We start from the raw sequence: 22,252 nt of genomic DNA, 5'->3' as shown, positions 1-22,252 counted from the left end.
GTAAGTTGTGGCTTTTAAGATTGGTTTACTAGGTTACGGCACGGTTGGTACAGGTACAGCAGAAATTATTTTAGATCCCGAAGGGCGTAATAGTCTGTTGCAGGACATAGAGATAGCTAAGGTAGGAGTGCGATCGCTCGATCGGTCTCGAACGCCTGAATTACCCTCTGGCGTGTTAACTACGGATCTAGAAGCAATTGTTAGCGATCCTGAAATTAAGATTGTTGTCGAACTGTTGGGTGGATTAGAACCAGCGCGATCGCTAATTCTCCAGGCAATAGAACAGGGTAAGCATGTTGTTACCGCTAATAAAGCTGTCATTGCCAGGCATGGAGCAGAGATTTTTACCGCAGCTAACCAAGCAGGGGTATATGTCCTCTTTGAAGCAGCCGTAGGGGGAGGCATTCCTGTAATTAAACCCTTGAAGCAGTCTTTGGGAGTGAATCGGATTCAAACTGTGATTGGCATTATTAACGGCACGACGAACTATATTCTGACTCAGATGACTGAGGAAGGTGCAGACTTTGAGGAGGTGTTAGCCGAAGCACAGCAACTAGGTTACGCCGAAGCCGATCCCACGGCTGATGTGGATGGTTACGATGCAGCAGATAAGATTGCAATTCTCGCGGCGATCGCTTTTAATGGCAGAATTAAACGGGAAGAGATTGCCTGTGAAGGTATTCGTCAGATCAACGCCACTGATATTAGCTATGCCGATGACTTAGGATTTGTAATTAAATTACTGGCGATCGCGAAGCGTGGACAGAGTCCAATCGCTAAATCTAATGCTGACAATGATTCGCTTCAAGTACGAGTTCATCCCACTTTAGTTTCCAAAAACCACCCTCTAGCCAATGTTAACGGGGTCTATAATGCTATTTTGGTTGAGGGAGAACCATTAGGTCAGGTAATGTTGTTTGGCCCTGGTGCAGGCAAAGGAGCAACAGCTAGCGCGGTTGTCTCAGATATTGTTAATATCGTGGGATTTTTGCAGACTAGCAATACCACACGCAAGCTCGATCCGATGTTGAGCTGCCCCCACGAACACTTTAAGCAGCTTACTCCCATTGCTGAGATTAATAGCCGTTTCTATGCGCGTTTTCTCTGCCAAGACGTTCCTGGAGTGATCGGTCATTTAGGCACTAGTTTTGGTAAACATCAAGTTAGTTTGGAGTCTGTAGTACAAATAGGTTTCCGCGATAATTTAGCCGAAATTGTGGTGGTAACTCACGATGTCCAAGAAGGTAACTTCCGCCAGGCACTAGAAGAAATTAAAAGTCTGGCATCGATTGATAGTATTCCCAGTATTTTGAGGGTGCTTTAAATAAGTCTCGCGCAAAGACGGACGCGAAGCTGACGCGAGCTTGCGAGCTAACCCTTTAGGGAATCCTTTAGGACAAAGACGCAAAGACGTAAAGACGTTTATCCCCATCGCATTTGGGGGCAAAGAGGTCAAATCTGAAAATCTGATTTAATGCATTTTCATAGAGAATTGGGATTAGGTTAATTGTCTAATATTTCTTGTTTTCTCTCTTGCAGTTGTCGGCGAATATCCGCGTGGACTTCTTTGGTGATTGGATAGAAATAGGTTAGGACTACGCCAATGATCAGAAAGATAGTCGGTAGAGGCGCAACTGCAATTCTAATTGCTAATAAAGCACTGTCTGGTTGTACAGGAACTGCTCCTCCTGGTGGTTGGGAAATAAATCCAGACCACTCTAGTGCCTGTCCGACTAAAAATAAAGCAAAAGCTAGCCCAAATTTTTGTAATAGCACCATAAAGCTGTAAAAAATGCCTTCTCTTCTCTGGCTTGTGTTCAATTCATCTAAATCAACGACATCGGGAATCATTGACCAAGGAATCAAAAAAGCAACCGACACCCCAAACCCAGCCAAAATTGCGAGTAAATAAAGCTCTTTGATTTGACCTGGCTGAATTAGAAATAATCCGCCTTGAGCCACAATCCAAATGATACTGCCCAAAATAAATACGGTTTTTTTATCCAGCTTTCGACTAATAAAAGTCCAACCAAATAACATAATAAAGGCTGTTGCTTGAACAGTAAGTGGTACTGTTGGCGAGTCTGCTTCATTCATGCCCATCCAACTAACGGAGTAATAAATTAAAATTGAGGCTGTAAGTTGGAAAGCTAACCAAGAACAGAGATAAATGCCAATTACATAAAGAAATGGTTTGTTACTAAAAGCCATTTTTATTTGTTCTTTGATAGGCGTGGTGGGAACATTATTAGCTAAATCCCTCGCTGCCGTTGCTGCGGAATTGTTTAAATGAGGTTCTGTTTTAGCAAAAATTAAAGTCAGCCCAAAAGCAAGTATTTCTATCCCCAGAAGAATGCCCGTAACCCCATAAGAGCTATTACCTGAGCCATTGGTAAACTGAGTTATGCCATAAACCAAAATCACTGTTCCGACAACTCCCAAGCTAAAACCCAAAATCTTTTTGCCCAGTTGGTTGACAATTGGTAAGGCACCTCGTTCTTGAATCCGAATAGCACACCAGAACAAAGCAATAGTGGCAATAATACTGCTAATTACGCCCAAAATTAGATATTGCTGCTGTGGATCATCAGCATAAGTTTGAAAAATAAATCTGGCTAAGACTAAAGATAAAATACTACCCCCAATGGAAAAAGCAAAGCGAAAGCTAGTTAGACTAGTTCGTTCATCATAGTCTTGGGTCAATTCTGGAGTTAAAGCCGTGTAAGGTAAATTGACCGCTGTGTAAGCCAAATTAGATAAAATCCCAATAGCAACATAATAAGTAAATAAACTCCAAGTTTGAATTGTCGAGTCATTACTAAATTGCGGTACGATCCACTGAAGAAATAGCAAAATACCAAAGGGAATAGCACCATACAATATCCAAGGCATACGTCTACCCCAACGACTACGAGTGCGATCGCTTAAAATTCCCGTAATGGGATCGTTAATCGCATCACTGATTTTCCCAATCGCTAAAATACTGCCTGATAAACCCGCAGGTAATCCCGCAACTCGAGTAAAAAAATACAATAAGAAAAATGTCAACAGATTGGCGGCAATTGCTGGCCCTAGATCTCCCGCACCATAGGCAAGTTTGGTGGTAAAGTTAAGCTTTTCTCTCTCTCTGGGCTTCTCGCTAGTATCCAATTTTTTTAAGTTCCTCTTGCTATGACGAATTTATATGTCACCTGGTCAGAATATCATCATAAAATCGAAAGCCTCGCTGTCAAGATTTATCAATCTAATTGGCAGTTCGATCATATTGTCTGCCTGGCTAAGGGTGGCTTGCGCGTCGGAGATATTCTTTGTCGGTTATATGATAAACCTCTGGCTGTATTGTCTACTGCTTCTTATGGTGGAGAAAGTAATCAAGAGCGTGGGACAATTAAATTCTCGGATCATCTCTCAACAATTGCGCCAATCGGCGATCGCATTTTACTCGTTGACGATTTAGTCGATTCTGGCGTTAGCTTGAGCGAATCGATTAATTGGCTCAAAACTAAATATCCAGACAAGATTACGGAAATTCGTACTGCTGTAATTTGGTACAAAAGTACCTCGATAAAAACACCAGACTATTATGTAGAGTATTTGCCGAATAATCCTTGGATACATCAACCATTTGAAGCGTATGAACAGGTTGAAATCTCTGAATTTGCGACTCAGTTAGATGAGGTTTAGATAAAGTTTATGGGCTTAACCACGCAAAAAATCATCAAAGCTTTAAATATGAACAGTTAAAATAACAGTAAAGACTGGTATATTTACGGAGGACATAAGACGGTGTTTCCCACTAACCTATATCTTAGTTAAGTAGACAAGAAAACAAAAAATTAGGAGCGTTGTCAGCCAAACAACACCCCTAATGCCAACCATATAGAACCGTTAAGCAATACTTGAATCAAGTTGTAGACGTTGAGAACGTTAGCTGATCCCTAACTTCCTCATATAACCCCTACCTTGTAAGGTTATACTTAACCATTTTAAGTCCCTCCCAGTCCAAATTTGATTTCTTTGGAGTCTGCAAGCAACCTGTGTGCTGGAAATTGCCTCGGTTGCTAGCTTAAGTAATTGTTAATTTTTATGATGAGAGCCGTCTCAGGTCAAGGAAACTGTAGCTTTTAACCCGATCGATTTGATTAATTGTCGGAATTTTAACGCACTTTTGCCTACGCTTGTCAGACCTGGTAGATTTAATTTAGTACAGACAAAAAAACTGGGAACATAGTCAGCCAAACCATATCCCCACTATTTTTATAGAATTGTTAAGCAATATCTTAATTGAGTCGTATAGATAAGTAGAGCTTCTTCGTAAAATTGAAGTAAGTCGTTTTACCTGATTAAAATCATTATAAACTTAATCAAAATTTAATATTTGGTTTTGGGCAATAAGCTTTACATTTATTAACAATCATCATTTTAAAACAGACTTAGCTGCGTCGGATCGGTCTCTAGGTTATTCCACGGTAAGATAGCTGGGTTGAGGTTAGTATTTTGCTGTTGAAATAAAGAGTATAAATACTTGGCAGTATCAGGAGATCGCCCTTCTTGGGGGCAGTGGACAAAAAAGTAAACAGTTTTGCCTTGACTAAACCAGTAATGTAGTTTACTGACCCATTGTTCGAGGTAAGTTTGGTTATATTGGCGATCGGGGTGACTAATAAAGCGGATAAATGCTGTATTTCCTGTAATTATCTCCTGTAAAGGGACTTGCGGTTTTTTACGAGGTGAACCAATTTGGGGATCGTCGGGACAGTTATAAATTGGTCGTGTGTCGAGCAAAACCCTGGCAATATTTAGTTCTGTCAGCAGGGTATTAAGGCGATCCGAAGGCTACGCGCGACGCGAAGCTAGTCCTTTAGGGGAGCGTAATCGCCTACTTCGGTTTTGAACCAGTCTAGATGACGTACTTCTAGGGCTAAGGGAAGATTAAGCTGGCTACAGGCGTGCAGAAATTCGCTTAAGTCAGCTAGATATTCAGGGCTATAGCTAGGGGGTAGCTGGATGAAAGTTATTCCCAGGCGATCCGAAGGCTACGCGGAGCGTAATCGCCTAAACCTGATATTCTTTGGAAAAAAGCGATCCGAAGGCTACGCGGAGCGTAATCGCCTCAGAAATACGTGGAGTCAGTAAACCTTGATGGGTAATCTGGCGATGCAGTTTAGGACAGAATTTAAAGCCAGGGGGAGTTTGTTCGACCCATTTTTCTATTGTTTGGGCAGAGGGAATAGCGTAAAAAGTAGTATTGCCCTCAACGGTAGTGAATCGCCGACTGTATAGGTTTAAAAAATCTCGTGGTTGGCTTTTAGGCGGATACAAATTACCCACCCAGTCTTTGTATGACCAAACTGCACAGCCTAGATAAAAGTTCACTTGGTTTTTTTGGTTACCAGTTTGAAGTTTATGATTAATTAAGCTATCAGCTATTAGCTATTAGGCACAAGACATAGTTCAAAAGTTATGGTGCAGTCAGGCAAGGTTTATTTAGTTGGTGCGGGGGTTGGTAATCAGGATTATTTAACCGTCAGGGGGAAACAGTTGTTAACTACTGCCCAGGTGCTGATTTACGATGCTTTGGTGGATGAATCTCTGTTACAGTTAGTTCCCCTAAGCTGTCTACAAGTTTGCGTTGGTAAACGGGGAGGGCAAGCTAGTACGCCACAAGCGGAGATTAATCAGTTGTTAGTCAATTATTGTCTTCAGGGCAAACAGATTGTACGGTTGAAAAGTGGCGATCCGTTTATTTTTGGACGGGCTAACGAGGAAATTGCAGCCCTACAACAAGCTAACTGCGATTTTGCCTTAATTCCTGGCATTTCTTCTACTCTAGCTGCACCCTTGTTAGCAGGAATTCCCTTGACGGATAAAAACTTGAGCCGTAACTATGTGGTGTTGAGTGGACATCAACCCGAACACCAAGATTGGTCAGCTTTAGCCAGAATTGACACTCTGGTAATCCTCATGGGGGGAAAATCTCTACCGCAGATTGTGCAGAATTTATTAGCCAATGGGCGATCGCCTGCTGAACCAATCGCGATTATTCGTCACTGTGGTAGACCACAACAGCAGTTTTTTTGGGGTACATTAACCGATATAGTAGACAAAACCGCAAAAATCTCCCTTTCTCCCGCAGTTATTGTTATAGGTAAGGTTGTGCAGCTTAGTAATCAGAATTCATCTCCAACTTCTCTTTCTTTAACCAATAAAACTATCTTGGTAACTCGCGCTGCTGAACAATCAAGTAAGTTTACCTCCTTACTTCAACAACAGGGGGCAACAGTGGTGGAAATGCCTGCTTTAACTATTACGCCTCCCTCAGATTGGACAGCTTTGGATCGGGCGATCGCTAATTTAGCTCAGTTTCAGTGGCTGATTTTGACATCTGCTAATGGAGTTAATTATTTCTTTGAGCGCCTAGAGTATCTGGGCTATGACGCTCGCGCTTTAGGCAAAACTAAAATTGCGGTGGTGGGACGAAAAACGGCTGGGGTATTGCAAGCTTGGAAGCTAAATCCCGATTTTATTCCGCCGAATTATGTAGCAGATTCAATGGTGGAACATTTTCCTGGATCTTTGGCAGGACAAAAACTCTTGTTTCCCAGGGTAGAAACAGGCGGGAGAGACATTTTAGTTCAGGAATTAACCAGTCAGGGTGCTGAGGTGGTGGAAGTTGCTGCCTATCAATCTCAATGTCCAGCCCAGATAGATGAATCAGCATGGCAGGCTTTGAAGCTACAGCAAATTGATGTCATCACCTTTGCCAGTTCTAAAACAGTCAAAAATTTCTCTCAGTTATTACAGCAGCAATTGAAGTCATCAGGCATCACGGATCGTTTATTAGACAAGGTTTGCATTGCTTCCATTGGCCCTCAAACCTCGAAAACTTGTTACGAATTGCTTGGTAGAGTCGATTTAGAAGCAACAGAATATACATTGGAAGGTTTAACTGAGGCGATCGCCAATCATAAATTCAATTAATATTAAACATTTTAGATTTAAACCTGCGTTTCCTGTTTGCCCTCAAGGCGATCGGGTAAACTATAACTGACGCTATAATTCATTTTTCTAACTATATTAAATATAGGGAAATATATGCTTGCTCATCGTGGCACACTTGTAAAGAAAAGAGATACTGAATGTCTAACATAGAACGTAGAAAGGCACAATTAGGCAAAGTTGGCACACAACCAAGTTATGTTGGCAGAGAACCAATCTACCACAACGAACATCCTTTCAAAGACAGTGCGCTAGGTTTAGTATCGACCAAAAGTTTTCCTGCAATTGTCGGCACGGCTGACATGATGCTCAAGTCGTCAGAAGTGACCATGGTAGGCTACGAAAAGATTGGTGATGGATACTGTACAGCGATAGTTAGAGGCAACATTGCCGATGTCCGATTAGCGGTGGAAGAAGGGGCGAAAACCGCCGAAAAGTTTGGTCAGCTTGTGTCTAAGTTAGTAATTGCCCGTCCGATGCCTAATTTAGAAGCTATATTTCCCATTGGTAGTCAGTTAATTGAATTAGCGCAAAAAAGAAGGGGCTATAGTCGTCTAAGTAATCGTTCCATCGGCTTACTAGAAACCAGAGGTTTTCCCGCTATGGTTGGGGGTGCAGATGCGATGCTTAAATCTGCCGATGTGCAGCTAGCTTCTTATGAAAAGATTGGCGATGGCTTGTGTACCGCCATTATTCGGGGTTCGATCGCCAATGTCGCGATCGCGATCGAGGCAGGAATGCAGGAAGCCGAAAGAATCGGCGAACTTCATGCAGTGATGATTATTCCTCGATTACTCGAAGATCTCGAACATACTTTACCTGTGGCTAGCTATTGGCAAGATGAACAAGAGCCTCTACCTGTGTTGTTACCAAAAGAAGTTAAGCAGAAAGAGAAAGAATTAATCGAATTGCCTCAAGGAGAGACGCAACCGCTACGAGTTCCTCTCAAAAGAAAGTTAGAAATTGAGGAACTTTAAAATATACCCTTAATGTGAATTACCTTCGTTAGATCTGGTTTACAAGTTTAAGGCGATCGCTTTTCTAACTGCCTTACAAATTTCAAGCGATCGCGTTTTTAACTCTTATTTCTTCTTCAGAATCTTAACCAAAACCTTTTTCCTCAGTTTTACCTTCTCGTTCTTCAATTAATGCTTTTTGCGCCATTTCTTCGAGAATACCTAGCTCGACATCTGAATTAGACAAACTTTCTTGCCATTTCAACTCATTTTCAATATCTTCGAGTAATTGTTGTGCAAGTTCATCCTGAAGATAGTTTGAGAGCTTTTGTGCTTCTTTGAATGCTTGTTCCAATAATTCAGTCATAGATTCTTTTCTGACTTTCTAAACATATGTGTTTACTTTATCAGTAAGTTTTATTGTTTAGTATAGCGATCGCCCCATATATCTGATTTACAAGTTTAATGCGATCGCAGAAAAAGTTAAGCTTTGTCGATTATCAAAAGCTACTTTTTTTTACAATCGATGTTACTAATTTATGCTTAAGTTGTTTTATTTTCTCATTAACGTTCCAGATGAGCGGCTCGAAGCAACTCTATGCCAATGATAAATCAATATTGTAAGTCCACTCCATCTGGGTTGTTATGTAGCGATCTCTCGCAAATGCTTAACAAACAGTACACGATGCTCCCCCGATCCATCATAGTCTAGATGATACGGCACGCCATCTTCCTGTATTTCACTTGGTTCAGCCTCAAATCCCATCCGTACATGATAAGCAATAGAACTTTTATTAAGCGGAGAGGTGACGCACTTAACTCGGACACGATCAAACTCTTGAGCAACCCGAAAAAACTCCCTATACAAGATACTTCCAACTCCCTGCTTCCTGAAGTTTGGATGAATACCAACGAAATGAATGTAGGCTTCTTCTGGATTAGACTGCGATAAAAATCCAATTAAAAAACCAATAATTTTGCTGTCCAACTCTACAACAAAACTTGTGTCGCAAAAATGAGTAAAAAACAACTTGGGAAGCATAGCACTCATCTGCCTTCCTCCCCACCATTCATCAAGAACAGAAATGATAGAGCTGTAATCGCCTGGAGAAGTATGACGAATCTTAAAAGAGCTGCCCATTTTACTTTTACTAACAGTCTTCCAATATCGCCATGCCAACAATTGAAGCTACATAACTATTTATTAGACTGAAACTTTCTGGATATCCACCCTATGTAGAATGATATCAAAAAACGAGCGGTATATTCGTCGGTGATATCGAGAAACTTTCTGGATATCATACCAAATAAGTGTAATATCCAGAATTTTTCGGGATATCATTCCGTGGAAAAACCGACTAAAAAACTGCTTGAACAAGTCAATGAAGTCATTCGTCTTAAACATTATTCTTACAAAACTGAAAAAAGCCACGTTATAGTTTTGCAACTCATTTACTGCAAAATGGCTATGATATTCGCACAGTTCAAGAATTGCTAAGACATAAAGATGTAAAGATAACCATGATTTATACCCACGTACTAAATCGAAGCGGTAGAGGCGATCGCGTATCTAATTTATTATGCAGCAAGTGATAAAATTTCTACCTTGACTTCCATTCCCGCACGGGACAACATATTAATCAGCTTGTCTACGCTGAATCTGCTAATTTCACCGTTAATTAAATTACTAATTCTTGGTTGTGTTTCTTGAAAAAACTCTGCTGCTTGTTCTTGTGACCAATCTTGAGATTGAATATATTCTTTTAAAGCTAGCATTAAATCTGCTCTGATTTTTAAGTTAGCTGCTTCTGATTTTTCAAATCCCAAATCGTCAAAGATATTTTCGCTGCCATGGGTAACTATAAAATTTTGCTCTCGATCCATTTTTTCACCTGAAGTTTTTGTTTTGTCGATATTCGATTAGTTGTTTGTAACGTTGTTGTCCAACATTAATGTCTTACAGAAACTTTCGGTATATCTACCCCAGATAGAATAATATATCGAGGCGGTAGAGAAGATCGCTCAATTAATTTCAGTATAGACTTACTTAAATAAGGCGATCGCCGATTCGCCAGCTAAGTAGGTTTGATGTTTAATAGGTGAAACTACATAAATGTTTTGCGGTGTTAAACAAAAATATTTTAAATCAGGTAAACTGGACTAAATTTTGCCATTATCTAGCTTTATTCGGCATTGTTTTCGGCGTTTTAGTTCGTACTGTTCAATATCTCCATAATCGATCGCTTTGGGGAGATGAACTTAGTTTAGTTATTAATATTCTTGATCGCTCTTATGGAGAATTATCTCAAACACTAGATTATAATCAGTCGGCACCCTTGGGTTTCCTTTGGCTAGAAAAACTGGCGACGCAATTATGGGGTAATAGTGAATATGCTCTGAGGTTACTGCCGTTTATTTCCAGCATTATTTCTTTGGGGGTATTTTATATCTTGGTGCGCCAATATAGTTCAGTGATGGCTGCACCTATAGCGATCGCTTTGTTTGCCTGTACTCGTTATACGGTTTACTTCTCCACCGAATTAAAACCTTACTCTGGTGATGTTGCGATCGCCTTAATTCTATTTTGGTTAATCACTAAAACCCGACAGCGGATTTTAACAGTTAAAGAGATGCTGGTTTTTGCTGGTTTGGGTAGTTTAGCTATCTGGCTTTCTTATCCTTCTGTGTTAGTTATGGCGGGGATGGAAGGATGGAATTTATTCATAACGCCGAGAAGATCTTGGGGCAAAATTATCCTTAATCGTCTGGGAGTTTATTTAATCTGGCTGATTAATTTCGGTTTGTTTTACATAATTAATATTGCCGATGCTGTAAACAATGAAGATTTAAGTTCTTCCTGGGCAGGGCGATACCCAGATTCCTTCACTGATATCCTGTGGTTATTGGATGTTTTAGCCAAGTTTTTCTATCATCCGATGGGATTTTTGGGCATAACTGATGGCATTGGTATTTTTGCCTTTATCGTTGGCTGTATTGCCTGGTATCGACATAATCAGACGCTCTTTTTTGCCCTAATTGCTCCGTTTGTCGCTAACATAATTGCTGCTTATCTCCATCAATACCCTTTCCAAGATCGCCTGACTCTTTTTTTAGCACCTTTTGGCATGATGATCGTCGCGGAAGGAATTGTCTTGATGCTGTCGTACATTAAAAAGCTCCATCAAGGGGAAAACTCAACAGTAGCTCGGTTAATGGTCATATTGGGAATCATATCTCTGACTGCTTTAACGATCCCGCCAATTTATCAAGCTAGTAACTCCCTCGTAAAACCTGTATTAAAGCAGGAAGTCAAACCTGTTTTGGCATATGTTGCCGAGCAAAATCAACCAGGAGATAAGGTATATGTTTATGCAGAAGGTAATCTAGCTTTCACCTATTACATGAGGCTAAAAAACTATCAGAATCTAGACTATACTCTGGGGACAGTTAACTTTGATAGTGACGATCCCAAGCAAGACTTGCAACAGGATTTGGGTAAAGAGCTACAACCGTTAAGGGGGCGTAGAGTTTGGTTTATTCTGCGCGCCAATTCCGAAAAAGAATCAGAAATAATCGAATATTTAGAACGCATTGGTCAAAAAAGAGACTCGTTTCAGCAGACGGGAGCTTCTGCCTACCTTTATCTGTTATAAACTATTAGCCCGTTTTAACTAGCAATTATCACAAGATCCAAGTGTTTCTTAGAAGTTATGTAAGAGTAAGTAGAGGAAGCCCAGTAGCGATCGCCGATAATCCCTGAGTATGAGCTAAAGGAGCGGTAAGATAGTTAAAGATTCCCCCACTAATGAGCAAAATAAACAAAAGGTTAAACTTTACAAATTAATAGTATTTACGATAAGAAGATACATATCAAGAAACTATGGAACCAGGAATGTCTTCGATCGTCACCGAAATTATTGTAATTTTGATTTTAATTATTGCTAATGGTATCTTTTCAGGTTCAGAGATGGCGGTGATTTCTGCTCGTAAAGTTCGTTTGGAACAGGCGGCTAATCGAGGAAACCGAAAGGCACGAGTTGCACTCAAGCTAGCTAATGCTCCCAATAATTTTCTCTCCACCGTCCAAATTGGAATTACTTCAATTGGAGTTCTTAGTGGTGCTGTGGCAGGGGCAACTATTGCCGAACGGCTAGCATCGGTTTTTGAAAGCAATCCTGTTTTGAAACCTTATAGCGAAGGAATTGGTGTTGGGATTGTGGTCAGCGTAGTTACATACCTTTCCTTAGTAATTGGGGAATTAGTACCAAAACGGATTGCCCTGAATAATCCAGAGCAAATTGCTTGCTCAATCGCCAAACCGATGCGGTTTCTTTCTCGCTTTGTCGCCCCCCTAGTTCATTTACTCAGTATGTCGACGGATTTACTGCTCAAGCTAATAGGAATAAAAGCCTCAGAAGAACCAGCCATCACGGAAGAAGAAATTAAGGTGCTGATTCGCCAAGGGGCTGAATCTGGGATGTTTGAAGAGTCTGAACAGGAAATGGTAGAACGGGTTTTTCGATTGGGCGATCGCTCTGTTAAGTCGCTGATGACTCCCCGCACCAAAATTGTCTGGCTAGATCTTGACTCCCCACTGACAGAAACTATACAAAAGGTTGATGACAGTAGTTATTCTCGGTTTCCAATTGCACGTGGCAGTATAGATCAATGCGTAGGTATCGTTCGGGGTAGCAGACTTTTAGCAACTCAATTGTTTAACCAAAATGCTGAATTAGAATCCTTAATGCAGTCGCCTCTATATGTTGCAGAAAGTACTCGCGCTTTGAATGTCCTAGAACAGTTTAAACAAACTGGAATACATATAGCCTTGATAACGGATGAATATGGTGGAATTGAGGGTTTAGTTACCCTGACTGACTTAATGGAGGCGATTGTAGGGGATTTACCTTTGATAGAAACTGAAGAAGAACCAATGGCAATTCAAAGGGAAGACGGTTCTTGGTTGTTAGATGGGTTACTGGCAATTGATGAATTTAGAGGTATTTTTAGCGATCGATCACTTCCTGAAATGCAAATCCATGCGTATCACACTTTGGGTGGATTTGTGATGCACTCTTTAATGCATATTCCCCAGTCTGGTGAATATTTTGATTGGGGTGGATTACGATTAGAAGTCATGGATATGGATGGTACAAGAGTAGATAAGGTATTGGTTGCTCCAATTCAGCACCAAAACCCAGAGACAGAAAATATCGACAACGAATAAGTAGACAGAAATCAATTTATTTCTGGCAATTATCACAAGATTTGCAAGTAAATCCCTGGGCTGATTGGCTAAAACCAAAAGCCTGGAGCAAATATTGCCAGCGACAATGCTTGGTTCTTAGGTATTGTTGCATCTTTGTCTGATGGCATTTCTGGCTGTTAGCTAAATTATCTAGGGTGATGGACGATGACTGTTTACGGTAATTAAATGGATCTTGCCAGGAAACTATACCCAAACTATGTAAGATGCCTAAAGTGATTTCGCCTTCAGGAAACTGCTCTTTAATCGTGGCAATATTCCCTTGGTTGGGTATTTGTCTAACTAGCTGTTGTGCCTGACGATATTGTTGTGTCAATTTGCGAGTAAAAAACTGACTGCGCTGCTTGTCTTCGGGATCGAGTAATCCCGTGGGTTCACTAATCAAAGTTAGAGCCTGAGCTGGTTTACCGTCTCTTCCCGCTCTACCAATCTCCTGCACATATTCCGCTAATAATTCTGGTGCGTGATAATGGACGACGAATCTAACATTCGGTTTATCGATCCCCATACCAAAAGCAGAGGTGCAAATAACAAATTGAATTTTACCTGAAATCCAGCCTTGCTCAATGTTGCGTCTTGCAGTCGTGACTAATCCTGCATGATAAGCTGCGGTGGCATAACCCAATGATTTAAACCAGGTTGCCAATGTTTGACTATCTTGACGCGATCGCACATATACTAAACCTGACTGATGATTGTGAGCTTGGATAAACCTAAGCATCTGTTGTTTTCTGCCTCTGGGAGTCCAAACTGTCTCGATCTTGAGGCTGAGATTTTGCCGATAGGGACTAATTAAAAATTTTTCAGGCTGTTTTAACTCTAGAGCTTGGGTAATCTCCTGCTGTGCATCAGGATCGGCTGTAGCAGTAAAGGCAGCGATCGCAATTTTTGTGCCTGTTGGTTTATGCTCTAATAAACTACGACGTACTGCACCCAAGCGTCGATAGGCAGGGCGAAAAGTAGTTCCCCATTGAGTTAGACAGTGAACCTCATCTAAGATAATGCCCGTAATCTTAATTTCTGGTTGAATAATAATTGACCAGACGGGAAGACTGAGTAAAGTTTCAGGAGATAAATAGAGCAGACTTAATTGCTGTTTAGCGATCGCCTGTAGCGTCTTTTGTCTTTCACTTCTAGGCAACTCACTATGGAGTAATGCCCCAGATAAACCCAACTGCCGTAGCTGATTAACTTGATTCTCCATCAACGCTACTAAAGGAGAAATCACCAGGGTTAATCCCGTTTGTAACAGTGCTGGTAGCTGAAAACAGATCGACTTCCCACCCCCCGTCGGCAAAATGATTAGTGCATCTTGACCCGTTAAAAGAGTTTGTATAATTTCTCCTTGAGGTGGTCTAAAATCTTCATAGCCCCAAATCTGCTGAAATTTCTCTCTAGCTGACTGTTGTTGTGGATTAATCTCTTTTGAATTCATTAGTTTTTGTTTTTAGCTTTTAGCTCTTAGCTTTTAGCTTTTAGCTCAAGTTCGGATCAGGGCTTGAAATATAAATAGCACTACATAAAACGTTAGGATATCTTTGAAATACTACTTCCTATTTCCTATTTCCTATTTCCTATTTTCCATTACAAAGACTGTCTAACTTTAAGCCATAAATCCCGATATTGCTGCTCTGTTTCAGGCTTGAGGGGTAATAAAAACTCGCTTTTGTCGGAATTCAAAATTGCTGAATTAACAAAAACATTGTCTTGAAGATCTTGGGGTATTTCCTGGCGCGGTAAAGTAGCTAAGATGGGCGAAATGCCATCGGTGAATAAAGATATTTGTTTTGCTGTTTTCGGTTGCCAGCAAAAGTCGATCCATTCTGAGACAATCTTAAACTGCTCTGCGCGATCGCTGGTTAATAAAGCTTGAGGTAATTGAGGCTTAACCCAAAGATCTGCCCAGAGAGATGTTCCCGACTGAGGAATCACAAATTTAATCTCAGGATAACGTTTAAGTAAGGGCAAGATATCCGTTGACCAAGCCAAAGCAGCCCAAGTATCACCCAAAACCAAGGGTTCGAGATAGTGATCTGAACTATACAACTTTGTCTGTTTCTGAAGAGCTAATAATTCAGTTTTTAAATTACTTACAGTATCTAAATTATTTAGATTGTAAGACTGTCCTAGTTTCTTTAAAGTTAAGCCAATCACTTCTCTAGGTGAATCTAATAAAGAAATGCGATCGCGCAATTCTGGCAGCCAAAGATCTTGCCAATCTTTAATAGTGATATTTAATGATTCGAGTTTATCGCGGCGATAAGCAATTACCGTACTTCCCCAGCGATAAGGTGCGCCATAAATCGCACCATTATCTGCTAAATCTCCTTGAGCATTACGCTGTACTAATTTTTGCCAAGTTTTGGGTAATTTATGCCAATTAGGCAAAGATTTACTCGACAAAGGTTGAATCAAATTCTGTTTAATTGCTGTCGATAACCACGCATCTCCTAAAGTAGTCAAACTAGGATAAACTTCAACCTTGTTCAAGATTTTATCGAGAGCATTTTTAATTTTTTGATCTGGCTTTTTATAGTGCCGTAAAGTGTAAAGTGAATCAAAGATTTGGGAAATTTGGGTTTGAGGTTTGAATTCAATTTTTTGATTTTGAGATAATGATTTATTAAAATCTCTGATAGATTGTAAAGGTATAGAGTTTTCTAAAAGTAAGATTTGTGCCGTTGCTTGACCACCACAGCCTGAGAGTAATTGCGATAAAGCCAGAGTAGCACTAGAGCGGAGAAAATAACGGCGCGATAACTGGTAGTTCATTAAGTGTTCTGAACAAAAAAAATGAGAGTACATTTACTGGGAAAAATAGATACTTTTTTCTTCAACAATATACCTATTTATTCAGCGATTTAAGGCAATTATGCCTTGAAATTCATGGTTTTGACTAAGATTAAAATCTTTATCAAAATAAGTTGAGCAATTGTTAAATGAATCAGGAATAGTCGTGATTATTTAGAACAATTCTTCTAGCATGAGAGCAGATCAATTATCTGCCAATTAATTACTTAAAACTATATGGATACATTACAAATACAGATCAGCGAATTGCGTGAAAAGATAGATTGCTTACATCAGCTAATTGAGGAAATTGGGACTCAGGTTAAAGGTTTGAGTAGCCAGTCTCCCCAGCGCGTTCAACAAGAGTCTTATTCTTTGCCTAGTTTTACTTCAAGCTCCAATAAATTTGCCAGACAAGCTAATGAATCAGAATATCAGCTAACTCACAAAGATATTTTGGTGGATGACAATAGTAGTACTAGTAGTACAAGCTCTAACAGCGATAATCTTGCTCCAGATACTCAAATTCGCCGTCTAACAGCACAGCTTACCGCAGCATACAATCGGATCGCAGCATTGGAAGAACAATTATTAACCTATAGAATTCATTCTTAAACTACGATAACGAGCAAATGAACTTTCAATGACAGTGAGTAATTGAGTGGAAGTCCAATTTTGTTTGAGGTGAGTCGCGATCGCGCAGCCTCCTGCACCAACCCCTTCTTTAACATATCCCTGGGTATAAGCCCGTAAGCTGGGATATCTTGAAGTGGAGAAGCTTAAGCCAGTAGCAAGCAAGGGGACTCCACCAACAAGTTTTGCCAACCCTACCGTATTACCTGTGGGATCTTCGCTTACCCAACGAGTTGTCCCCACAACGATTTGAGATAGCCGAGTCGAGAGTTGATGATACTCAGCGATCGCTTTGATTAAGGCAAATACCGCGAGCATTTGCGTTCCCCCCGCCAACATCACACCAATCCGACGGCTAGCAGCGATCGCCATTCCCGCGACGACGATCTGCATCGGATCGCCAATGGCTGCCACTAAGGCTAAAGGATCATCAGATCGATCTAGATCTAGCTTTGATAAGCCAGTTTCCACGACTGACCATTTCTGCTGATGATTACAGCGAGGATGACTACTATTAACCATTCCTTGAGCTTCGATGCCTAAAGCGGTTAACAGAGCTAGGGCTGTAGTTGTCCCCCCAACGACACATTCTCCAATAATTAAATAATCAGCCGTCTGCGCTAGCTTATCGCCCCACTCTAAGCCTTGACTAAATAAATGTTGTACCTTCGGCAACGGCATTGCTTGACTAGAAGAAAGGCATTTAGCCACAACTCCTGATAGGTCGACTGTATCCACGGTAGGGGGGTGGGGTAAACCTGCGTTAAAAATATAGGTTGGGATATTTAAAGCTTCAACCACGGCGCGAGAAATAAAAGTAGGAGAGACTCCTGCTGTCAGAATTGGTAAAGGGTGCTGATAATCTGGCTGCACTCCCTTGGCTAAAAATTCCGCATCAGCGATCGCCGTATATTCACGAGCTTGTGGCGTTGCTCCTGCGGCGGAAATTCCTGGGATTAGTCCTGTCTCTGTAAAACCCAGAACACAAGCAAAACTGGGACTTGCACCGCTATACTGCCTTAACCAACGAAATCCTGACTGTAGCTCGCTATAGACGTAAATCATCAAAAGTCCGATGTAAACCGCTCCAGAATGATACTCCACTTCAGAATTGAAGCTACCACTGGCTGTACAGTCAAATCTTAGTCATGAATTAAGCAGTTAAATCGCTTTGCGTTCACGAACATTTGACTAATTTCATGGTACGCCTCCTCAGCACATCTTCAGGTCTGATTAAAGGGAAGGTTGTTTTCTCAGCTGGCATTGGTCTTTTTGGCAGACGGGCTGGCAGAATTAGGTCTAGAGCAATTAATTTATCTTCAGGGAAAATATCGCTCAAGTAGAAATCGTCTTGAGAAAGAATATCCCAGATATCAGCAAGACGGCGAAACTTACGGGCTTTGTCTCCCATCTTCAGAATCCAGCCACCGACGGTGCGTTTTACATCCATGCAGGCTTGATGGGCTAATCTCATGACTCGTTGGAGACTAAGGCGCATGATCGGCGAAATATCTTTTGCTCTACGAATGATTTGTTTGGCTTGTTCTAGGTCTTTTTTGATGATTTCGTTTTCTTGTCTCAGTTTATGGACTTCTGTTTTAAGGGCGATGATTTCTTTTTCAAGTTGCGAGATAGTTGCTTGGGGTTCATCGCCAAAGGGGATTTCTAGATTTGCCTCGATCGCACTTGATGACTGGGATTGGATTAGGGATATGCGTTCTAGGTTAACGGCTTCGTAACCGCCAGCATCTAGCTCTACTGTCCATTTCTGGGGATAGGTTCGCTCGATTGATCGAATTAGCGTTCCTGTGTATTCGGTGTCGCCGTGGAGGTAAACTTTTTGTCCTGCTTGAAGATTTGTTGGGCTTCGGTGCGATGGTTGTCTGCGTGAGCTTGTTTGGTTTAAACTTGATAGATAATTAGTCATGGTTAAATCTGTGATTTTTTAATGACAGGCGATCGCTTGAATTCCTCCAAGAATTTATAAGGAGCGATCGCTTCAACAAATTTATTTAATACTTACCTAGTTAATATACCGCGTTAACGTGGAAATAGAAAGCTATAAGTTACTTGTTTATAAAAATTAATCCAAAAAATTATCCCAATAAGTTTTAGTTACGACTGTGGAGAGTAGAGAGATAGAAATGCCAGCCAACAAAGGATTTGAACAAGTATCCAAATCGCCCAGAAACAAAGGTCAATTTACTTCTCCTAACAATGAACCTTTGGGGAAACCAATTGGAGTAAGATTGCCACTTAGTTTGGAAGCTTGGATTAGTCAAGAAGCAGAAAAGCAGGGAATTAATAAAGGTAATTTAATTAGACGTTTGCTTGCTGAAACGAAATCCTACCGAACTCAACAATCTGCTTGAAAATAAGCCATCAAAGTTAATACCCTAGCGATATAAATTACTATCATCACTAGTAGTAGCGCGTCTACATTAATTTGTTGGGTAAAAATATTGCGCCTCTTGAATGTAGACAAACATTTTAAGATTTTATTAACCCAGCATTTTAGTCTAGACGTGCTACTACAGATCGGCGATCGCACTAGAGGAATATATAAACAGACTTGTCATCATCTTCCCATTCAAGCTTAAGAAGTTTATTTTTCAATCCACCTTTTCGCCATTGCCGAATTAACTAAATCTTGAACGGTTAATGGTTCCAAGTTAGATATGGGAGCATTTAATAATACTGAAATAATCCATATAATCGGATTAAATCCAGCTTCCATACCAAAATATTTATTAAATTCAAATGTTGATAAATCTACTTGAAATCTTTGGGAGAAATCTCATGGGGTGACAAAGGACTAAAAAGGAAGATAAACAGTAGGGTGTAGCAGTGAAATGGTAGAAAAAAGGGGTCAAGATAAGTTGAAAGACCCCCAAATAAAAATGTTGCCAGAATTTTATCACAAATGCATCTCGCAATTATTAACTCCCAGACAGTATGCAACTCTAAGAATAATTGTTTTGATATTACAGAGCTATAGAACCATTCAAATAGAGAAATTAGCGGCTATCTTACCGATTCCAATCAAATATCAGAGTCGTCGTCGCCATATTCAAAGATTTTTAGTTTTACCACAGTTAACAACCAGATGTATGTGGTTTCCCATAATTAAAAAGTGGTTGAAAATCAATCAAAAAACAAAAAGAGTTTGCTATTTAGCTATTGATAGAACTAGATGGCAAGAACGAAATTTGTTCGTAGCTAGTCTAATTAAAAATAAAAGAGCCATTCCATTAAATTGGATGTTACTAGATAAGAAAGGGAATAGTAATATTGCTGAACAAAAGAGATTACTAAAGTCAACCTTGAGATTATTAAAAGGATATCAAGTAGTCGTAATTGGCGACCGTGAATTTGGGAATATCAATCTGGCTGACTGGCTATCAAAACAAGGTGTTAAATACGTTCTAAGAACTAAAAGTAATAAATACATCCAACCAGAAGGCAAAGATTGTCAGCAACTAATATCTTTAGGATTAAAGCCAGGAACATCTTTTTATTTGAAACAAGTTAAATTTACTAAACAAGTAGGTATGGCGCTTGGTAAATGTTGCTTTTTATTGGAGTAAAGCAACCAAAGGAAAGAAGAAAAATGAGGGGTGGTATTTAATCAATAATTTATCCTGCTTAAAACAAACAATTAAAGCTTATAAAAAACGTATGGGAATCGAAGCAATGTTTAAAGATTGTAAAACAGGTGGTTACAACTTGGAACAATGTCAAGGCAAAGATGAGCGTTTATTATCTCTAATTTTACTGATAGCTATTGCTTATACTTGTGCTGTCAAAAAAGGTCAAGTGATTGGCTTCAAGGGATTAACAAAATATATTTGTAGATTGAGAGAAAATTTGCGAAAAGACAAAAGGCACAGTAATTTCTGGATAGGTTTGTATGGCAGCTTGTGGGTTAAAGCTTTCCAAATGTGTGATAATTGGGTTGTGCAGTTAATGATACTTACTCCTAATAAGCTCCCTTTTTATCAACAGGGTATCAGGGCGAAAATGCTTATCCTTTCATCTTTTTGAACTGTTTGTCACCCCGTGAGGGGAGAAATTTTGCATTAGTTCAACTGCATCATCACCATCAACGCCGAAGTCTTTTGCTAATTCACTTTGCAGAGAAATTTTTTCTAATTTAGTTTCTGTTTTTTGCGATATAAACAACTTCACTTGTTCTTCAACTTCGAGAGACCTCATATTTAAATTAATATTTTTGTACAATACGCCTAATGTGAATTAAAAATTATCCTAAAGGACGACGCGAAGCTAGTGCTTTAGCATACACTCCGTTATAGTGATTTATTTTTAGCTAAAAGCTAGTTAATTTAAACGAAGCTAATTCACACCAAGCGTCTTACATTGAATAGCATTTTTCGCTTTAAGCAGCCGAAACTCCATATTCAGCTTGAAGAACGCTGCGATAGTAACTTTGTAGTTGTTGGGTGGCAGCAGCCCAACCCCACTGTTCAGCTTCATAACGAGCATTACGGCGCAATTCTTCCCGAGCTTGAGTGGCTGCTAATAAAGATTTAGTGGCGATAATTGCTCCCTGGGGATCGTCTGGTTCAAATAAATAACCGTTGACTCCATCAGTAACAATATCAGGAATACCGCCAGAGCGAGCAGCCACCACAGGACAACCCGCAGCCATAGCCTCTAGCAACACTAAGCCTAAAGTTTCGGTGCGCGAGGGAAAGACAAAGGCATCAGCCGAAGCAAACGCAGCAGCTAATTCTAGTCCTTCGAGATAACCGACAAAATTTGTTTTAGTCCCCGCAAAGTGAGCTTCTAAGGTTTCTCTGCTGGGGCCATCCCCCACAATTGCTAAACGAGCCTGGGGAATTGCTTCTAAAACTGGTTTGATTTGATCGATCTGTTTTTCGGCGGAAACTCGACCAACATAGAGCAACAGTGGATCTTGAGGATTTCCTTGAGTCAGACGCGATCGCATTGGCATCGAAGCCAAATGAGGTTGAAACATTTCGGTATCTACCCCTCTTTGCCAGAGATCTACTCGCTCAATACCATGATCTATCAATTCTTTCACCATGGCGCTGGAGGTGCAAAGATTTAACCGCGCTTTATTATGAGCCGCTTTTAATAATTCCCACAGCAGTCCTTCTAATGCCCCTAAACCGTAATGATGGAGATATTGTGGCAAATGGGTATGATAGGAAGCTACTAGAGGTATATTCATTGTTTTGGCATAGTAAATCCCTCCTACCCCCAGAAACGCAGGATTAACGACGTGAATCAAATCGGGCTGGAATTCCTCGATCGCATTTTTAGTCCCCAAAGGAGGTAAAGCCAACTTCAATTCAGGATATAACGGTAAAGGCATCCCTGGGATACCATAGACTTTTGCTCCCTTATATTCTGTTAATCCTCCTTCAGGAGCAACTACGAGGACGCGATCGCCATTACGTTCAAGATGTTCAATGGTGTGGCGTAAACGGGTAACGATACCATCAACCTTGGGCAAAAACGTTTCGGTAAATAAGGCAATGCGCATAATCTGGATTTGCTAAAAACTTTAGAGCTGATCGATTAAAAAGACTGAGAAAATACCTGATAAATATCTTGTTGGCTC

The 22,252-nt window shown here is 40.3% G+C and carries 23 protein-coding genes and 2 pseudogenes; 11 read left to right on the top strand and 14 right to left on the bottom strand.

Going from position 1 to position 22,252, the window contains the following annotated elements; translation table 11 throughout:
- The first annotated feature begins 7 nt into the window (after window positions 1-7).
- Window positions 8-1,324 carry a homoserine dehydrogenase gene (locus KME09_18560; protein ID MBW4535943.1) on the top strand — a complete coding sequence of 439 codons (1,317 nt, stop codon included), beginning with the start codon at window positions 8-10 and terminating at the stop codon, window positions 1,322-1,324.
- Window positions 1,325-1,503: 179 nt separating this feature from the next.
- Here the strand turns inward: KME09_18560 and KME09_18555 are convergent, their stop codons facing one another.
- Entirely contained in the window at window positions 1,504-3,150 is a 1,647-nt protein-coding gene (locus KME09_18555; protein ID MBW4535942.1) for an MFS transporter, read from the bottom strand.
- Window positions 3,151-3,171: 21 nt separating this feature from the next.
- Here KME09_18555 and KME09_18550 point away from each other — a divergent pair, with 21 nt between their 5' ends.
- Complete coding sequence (locus tag KME09_18550) at window positions 3,172-3,684, top strand: phosphoribosyltransferase (GenBank protein ID MBW4535941.1); 513 nt, start codon at window positions 3,172-3,174, stop codon at window positions 3,682-3,684.
- Between the two features lie 738 nt (window positions 3,685-4,422).
- On the opposite strand, the gene KME09_18545 is transcribed toward KME09_18550, so the two are convergent.
- The 3 genes from KME09_18545 to KME09_18535 form a co-directional block, all read right to left on the bottom strand.
- Window positions 4,423-4,785 (bottom strand): DUF72 domain-containing protein, encoded by a 363-nt coding sequence (locus KME09_18545; GenBank protein ID MBW4535940.1) that lies wholly within the window; start codon window positions 4,783-4,785, stop codon window positions 4,423-4,425.
- A gap of 68 nt (window positions 4,786-4,853) precedes the next feature.
- Complete coding sequence (locus KME09_18540) at window positions 4,854-5,024, bottom strand: DUF72 domain-containing protein (protein MBW4535939.1); 171 nt, start codon at window positions 5,022-5,024, stop codon at window positions 4,854-4,856.
- Window positions 5,025-5,055: 31 nt separating this feature from the next.
- Window positions 5,056-5,376 carry a DUF72 domain-containing protein gene (locus KME09_18535; GenBank protein MBW4535938.1) on the bottom strand — a complete coding sequence of 107 codons (321 nt, stop codon included), beginning with the start codon at window positions 5,374-5,376 and terminating at the stop codon, window positions 5,056-5,058.
- A gap of 87 nt (window positions 5,377-5,463) precedes the next feature.
- Here KME09_18535 and cobA point away from each other — a divergent pair, with 87 nt between their 5' ends.
- Window positions 5,464-6,981 (top strand): uroporphyrinogen-III C-methyltransferase, encoded by a 1,518-nt coding sequence (cobA, locus tag KME09_18530; GenBank protein ID MBW4535937.1) that lies wholly within the window; start codon window positions 5,464-5,466, stop codon window positions 6,979-6,981.
- A gap of 158 nt (window positions 6,982-7,139) precedes the next feature.
- On the top strand, window positions 7,140-7,976 hold the full coding sequence (locus KME09_18525) for a carbon dioxide-concentrating mechanism protein (GenBank protein MBW4535936.1): 837 nt from the start codon (window positions 7,140-7,142) through the stop codon (window positions 7,974-7,976).
- Between the two features lie 124 nt (window positions 7,977-8,100).
- Here KME09_18525 and KME09_18520 read toward each other — a convergent pair whose 3' ends face one another.
- A complete protein-coding gene (locus tag KME09_18520; protein MBW4535935.1) occupies window positions 8,101-8,322 on the bottom strand; it encodes a hypothetical protein in 222 nt (73 codons plus the stop codon).
- 276 nt (window positions 8,323-8,598) lie between these two features.
- Window positions 8,599-9,096 carry a GNAT family N-acetyltransferase gene (locus tag KME09_18515; protein ID MBW4535934.1) on the bottom strand — a complete coding sequence of 166 codons (498 nt, stop codon included), beginning with the start codon at window positions 9,094-9,096 and terminating at the stop codon, window positions 8,599-8,601.
- Between the two features lie 290 nt (window positions 9,097-9,386).
- On the opposite strand from KME09_18515, the pseudogene KME09_18510 reads away from it, so the two are divergent.
- A pseudogene (locus KME09_18510) lies at window positions 9,387-9,548 on the top strand (tyrosine-type recombinase/integrase).
- On the opposite strand, the gene KME09_18505 reads toward KME09_18510, so the two are convergent.
- A complete protein-coding gene (locus KME09_18505; GenBank protein MBW4535933.1) occupies window positions 9,534-9,839 on the bottom strand; it encodes a helix-turn-helix domain-containing protein in 306 nt (101 codons plus the stop codon). The pseudogene KME09_18510 and the gene KME09_18505 overlap by 15 nt on opposite strands.
- 239 nt (window positions 9,840-10,078) lie before the next feature.
- Here KME09_18505 and KME09_18500 point away from each other — a divergent pair, with 239 nt between their 5' ends.
- Both KME09_18500 and KME09_18495 read left to right on the top strand, forming a co-directional pair.
- Window positions 10,079-11,608 carry a glycosyltransferase family 39 protein gene (locus KME09_18500; GenBank protein MBW4535932.1) on the top strand — a complete coding sequence of 510 codons (1,530 nt, stop codon included), beginning with the start codon at window positions 10,079-10,081 and terminating at the stop codon, window positions 11,606-11,608.
- Between the two features lie 239 nt (window positions 11,609-11,847).
- On the top strand, window positions 11,848-13,182 hold the full coding sequence (locus tag KME09_18495; protein MBW4535931.1) for a hemolysin family protein: 1,335 nt from the start codon (window positions 11,848-11,850) through the stop codon (window positions 13,180-13,182).
- A 16-nt stretch (window positions 13,183-13,198) separates the two neighbouring features.
- Here the strand turns inward: KME09_18495 and KME09_18490 are convergent, their stop codons facing one another.
- Both KME09_18490 and KME09_18485 read right to left on the bottom strand, forming a co-directional pair.
- The gene (locus KME09_18490; GenBank protein ID MBW4535930.1) at window positions 13,199-14,656 is read right to left on the bottom strand and encodes a RecQ family ATP-dependent DNA helicase; all 1,458 of its coding nucleotides are present in this window, start codon (window positions 14,654-14,656) and stop codon (window positions 13,199-13,201) included.
- A 149-nt stretch (window positions 14,657-14,805) separates the two neighbouring features.
- Entirely contained in the window at window positions 14,806-15,993 is a 1,188-nt protein-coding gene (locus KME09_18485; protein ID MBW4535929.1) for an extracellular solute-binding protein, read from the bottom strand.
- A gap of 255 nt (window positions 15,994-16,248) precedes the next feature.
- Here KME09_18485 and KME09_18480 point away from each other — a divergent pair, with 255 nt between their 5' ends.
- A complete protein-coding gene (locus KME09_18480) occupies window positions 16,249-16,626 on the top strand; it encodes a hypothetical protein (protein MBW4535928.1) in 378 nt (125 codons plus the stop codon).
- On the opposite strand, the gene KME09_18475 is transcribed toward KME09_18480, so the two are convergent.
- Both KME09_18475 and KME09_18470 read right to left on the bottom strand, forming a co-directional pair.
- Window positions 16,603-17,709, bottom strand: coding sequence for a TIGR00303 family protein (locus KME09_18475; protein ID MBW4535927.1), 1,107 nt, complete (start codon window positions 17,707-17,709; stop codon window positions 16,603-16,605). The two genes, KME09_18480 and KME09_18475, sit on opposite strands and share 24 nt — an antisense overlap.
- Window positions 17,710-17,821: 112 nt before the next feature.
- Window positions 17,822-18,571 carry a hypothetical protein gene (locus KME09_18470; GenBank protein MBW4535926.1) on the bottom strand — a complete coding sequence of 250 codons (750 nt, stop codon included), beginning with the start codon at window positions 18,569-18,571 and terminating at the stop codon, window positions 17,822-17,824.
- A 217-nt stretch (window positions 18,572-18,788) separates the two neighbouring features.
- Between KME09_18470 and KME09_18465 the strand changes: the two genes are divergently transcribed.
- Window positions 18,789-19,016, top strand: a complete 228-nt coding sequence (locus KME09_18465; GenBank protein ID MBW4535925.1) for a hypothetical protein — start codon at window positions 18,789-18,791, stop codon at window positions 19,014-19,016.
- A gap of 233 nt (window positions 19,017-19,249) precedes the next feature.
- Here the strand turns inward: KME09_18465 and KME09_18460 are convergent.
- Window positions 19,250-19,438 (bottom strand): annotated as a pseudogene (locus KME09_18460) (DUF1493 family protein).
- A 58-nt stretch (window positions 19,439-19,496) separates the two neighbouring features.
- On the opposite strand from KME09_18460, the gene KME09_18455 reads away from it, so the two are divergent.
- Together KME09_18455 and KME09_18450 are read left to right on the top strand one after the other, a co-directional pair.
- Window positions 19,497-20,231, top strand: coding sequence for a hypothetical protein (locus tag KME09_18455; protein MBW4535924.1), 735 nt, complete (start codon window positions 19,497-19,499; stop codon window positions 20,229-20,231).
- Complete coding sequence (locus KME09_18450) at window positions 20,203-20,688, top strand: hypothetical protein (protein MBW4535923.1); 486 nt, start codon at window positions 20,203-20,205, stop codon at window positions 20,686-20,688. The genes KME09_18455 and KME09_18450 overlap by 29 nt, the downstream gene beginning before the upstream one ends.
- On the opposite strand, the gene KME09_18445 is transcribed toward KME09_18450, so the two are convergent.
- On the bottom strand, window positions 20,677-20,859 hold the full coding sequence (locus tag KME09_18445) for a DUF1493 family protein (GenBank protein ID MBW4535922.1): 183 nt from the start codon (window positions 20,857-20,859) through the stop codon (window positions 20,677-20,679). The two genes, KME09_18450 and KME09_18445, sit on opposite strands and share 12 nt — an antisense overlap.
- Before the next feature lie 181 nt (window positions 20,860-21,040).
- Window positions 21,041-22,174, bottom strand: coding sequence for a glycosyltransferase (locus tag KME09_18440; protein MBW4535921.1), 1,134 nt, complete (start codon window positions 22,172-22,174; stop codon window positions 21,041-21,043).
- Between the last annotated feature and the right edge of the window lie 78 nt (window positions 22,175-22,252).

It is taken from the genome of Pleurocapsa minor HA4230-MV1, assembly GCA_019359095.1.
Taxonomy (GTDB): domain Bacteria; phylum Cyanobacteriota; class Cyanobacteriia; order Cyanobacteriales; family Xenococcaceae; genus Waterburya; species Waterburya minor.
The sequence above is the reverse complement of the archived record's forward strand: the minus strand, read 5'-3'. Positions and strand labels throughout refer to the sequence as shown.

Coding starts and splice junctions, on each gene's coding strand:
- KME09_18550 (MBW4535941.1), top strand. CDS start 3,172: ATGACGAATTTATATGTCACCTGGTCAGAATATCATCATAAAATCGAA.
- cobA (MBW4535937.1), top strand. CDS start 5,464: ATGGTGCAGTCAGGCAAGGTTTATTTAGTTGGTGCGGGGGTTGGTAAT.
- KME09_18525 (MBW4535936.1), top strand. CDS start 7,140: ATGTCTAACATAGAACGTAGAAAGGCACAATTAGGCAAAGTTGGCACA.
- KME09_18520 (MBW4535935.1), bottom strand. CDS start 8,322: ATGACTGAATTATTGGAACAAGCATTCAAAGAAGCACAAAAGCTCTCA.
- KME09_18515 (MBW4535934.1), bottom strand. CDS start 9,096: ATGGGCAGCTCTTTTAAGATTCGTCATACTTCTCCAGGCGATTACAGC.
- KME09_18505 (MBW4535933.1), bottom strand. CDS start 9,839: ATGGATCGAGAGCAAAATTTTATAGTTACCCATGGCAGCGAAAATATC.
- KME09_18495 (MBW4535931.1), top strand. CDS start 11,848: ATGTCTTCGATCGTCACCGAAATTATTGTAATTTTGATTTTAATTATT.
- KME09_18490 (MBW4535930.1), bottom strand. CDS start 14,656: ATGAATTCAAAAGAGATTAATCCACAACAACAGTCAGCTAGAGAGAAA.
- KME09_18485 (MBW4535929.1), bottom strand. CDS start 15,993: ATGAACTACCAGTTATCGCGCCGTTATTTTCTCCGCTCTAGTGCTACT.
- KME09_18480 (MBW4535928.1), top strand. CDS start 16,249: ATGGATACATTACAAATACAGATCAGCGAATTGCGTGAAAAGATAGAT.
- KME09_18475 (MBW4535927.1), bottom strand. CDS start 17,709: ATGATTTACGTCTATAGCGAGCTACAGTCAGGATTTCGTTGGTTAAGG.
- KME09_18470 (MBW4535926.1), bottom strand. CDS start 18,571: ATGACTAATTATCTATCAAGTTTAAACCAAACAAGCTCACGCAGACAA.
- KME09_18465 (MBW4535925.1), top strand. CDS start 18,789: ATGCCAGCCAACAAAGGATTTGAACAAGTATCCAAATCGCCCAGAAAC.
- KME09_18455 (MBW4535924.1), top strand. CDS start 19,497: ATGGTAGAAAAAAGGGGTCAAGATAAGTTGAAAGACCCCCAAATAAAA.
- KME09_18445 (MBW4535922.1), bottom strand. CDS start 20,859: ATGAGGTCTCTCGAAGTTGAAGAACAAGTGAAGTTGTTTATATCGCAA.
- KME09_18440 (MBW4535921.1), bottom strand. CDS start 22,174: ATGCGCATTGCCTTATTTACCGAAACGTTTTTGCCCAAGGTTGATGGT.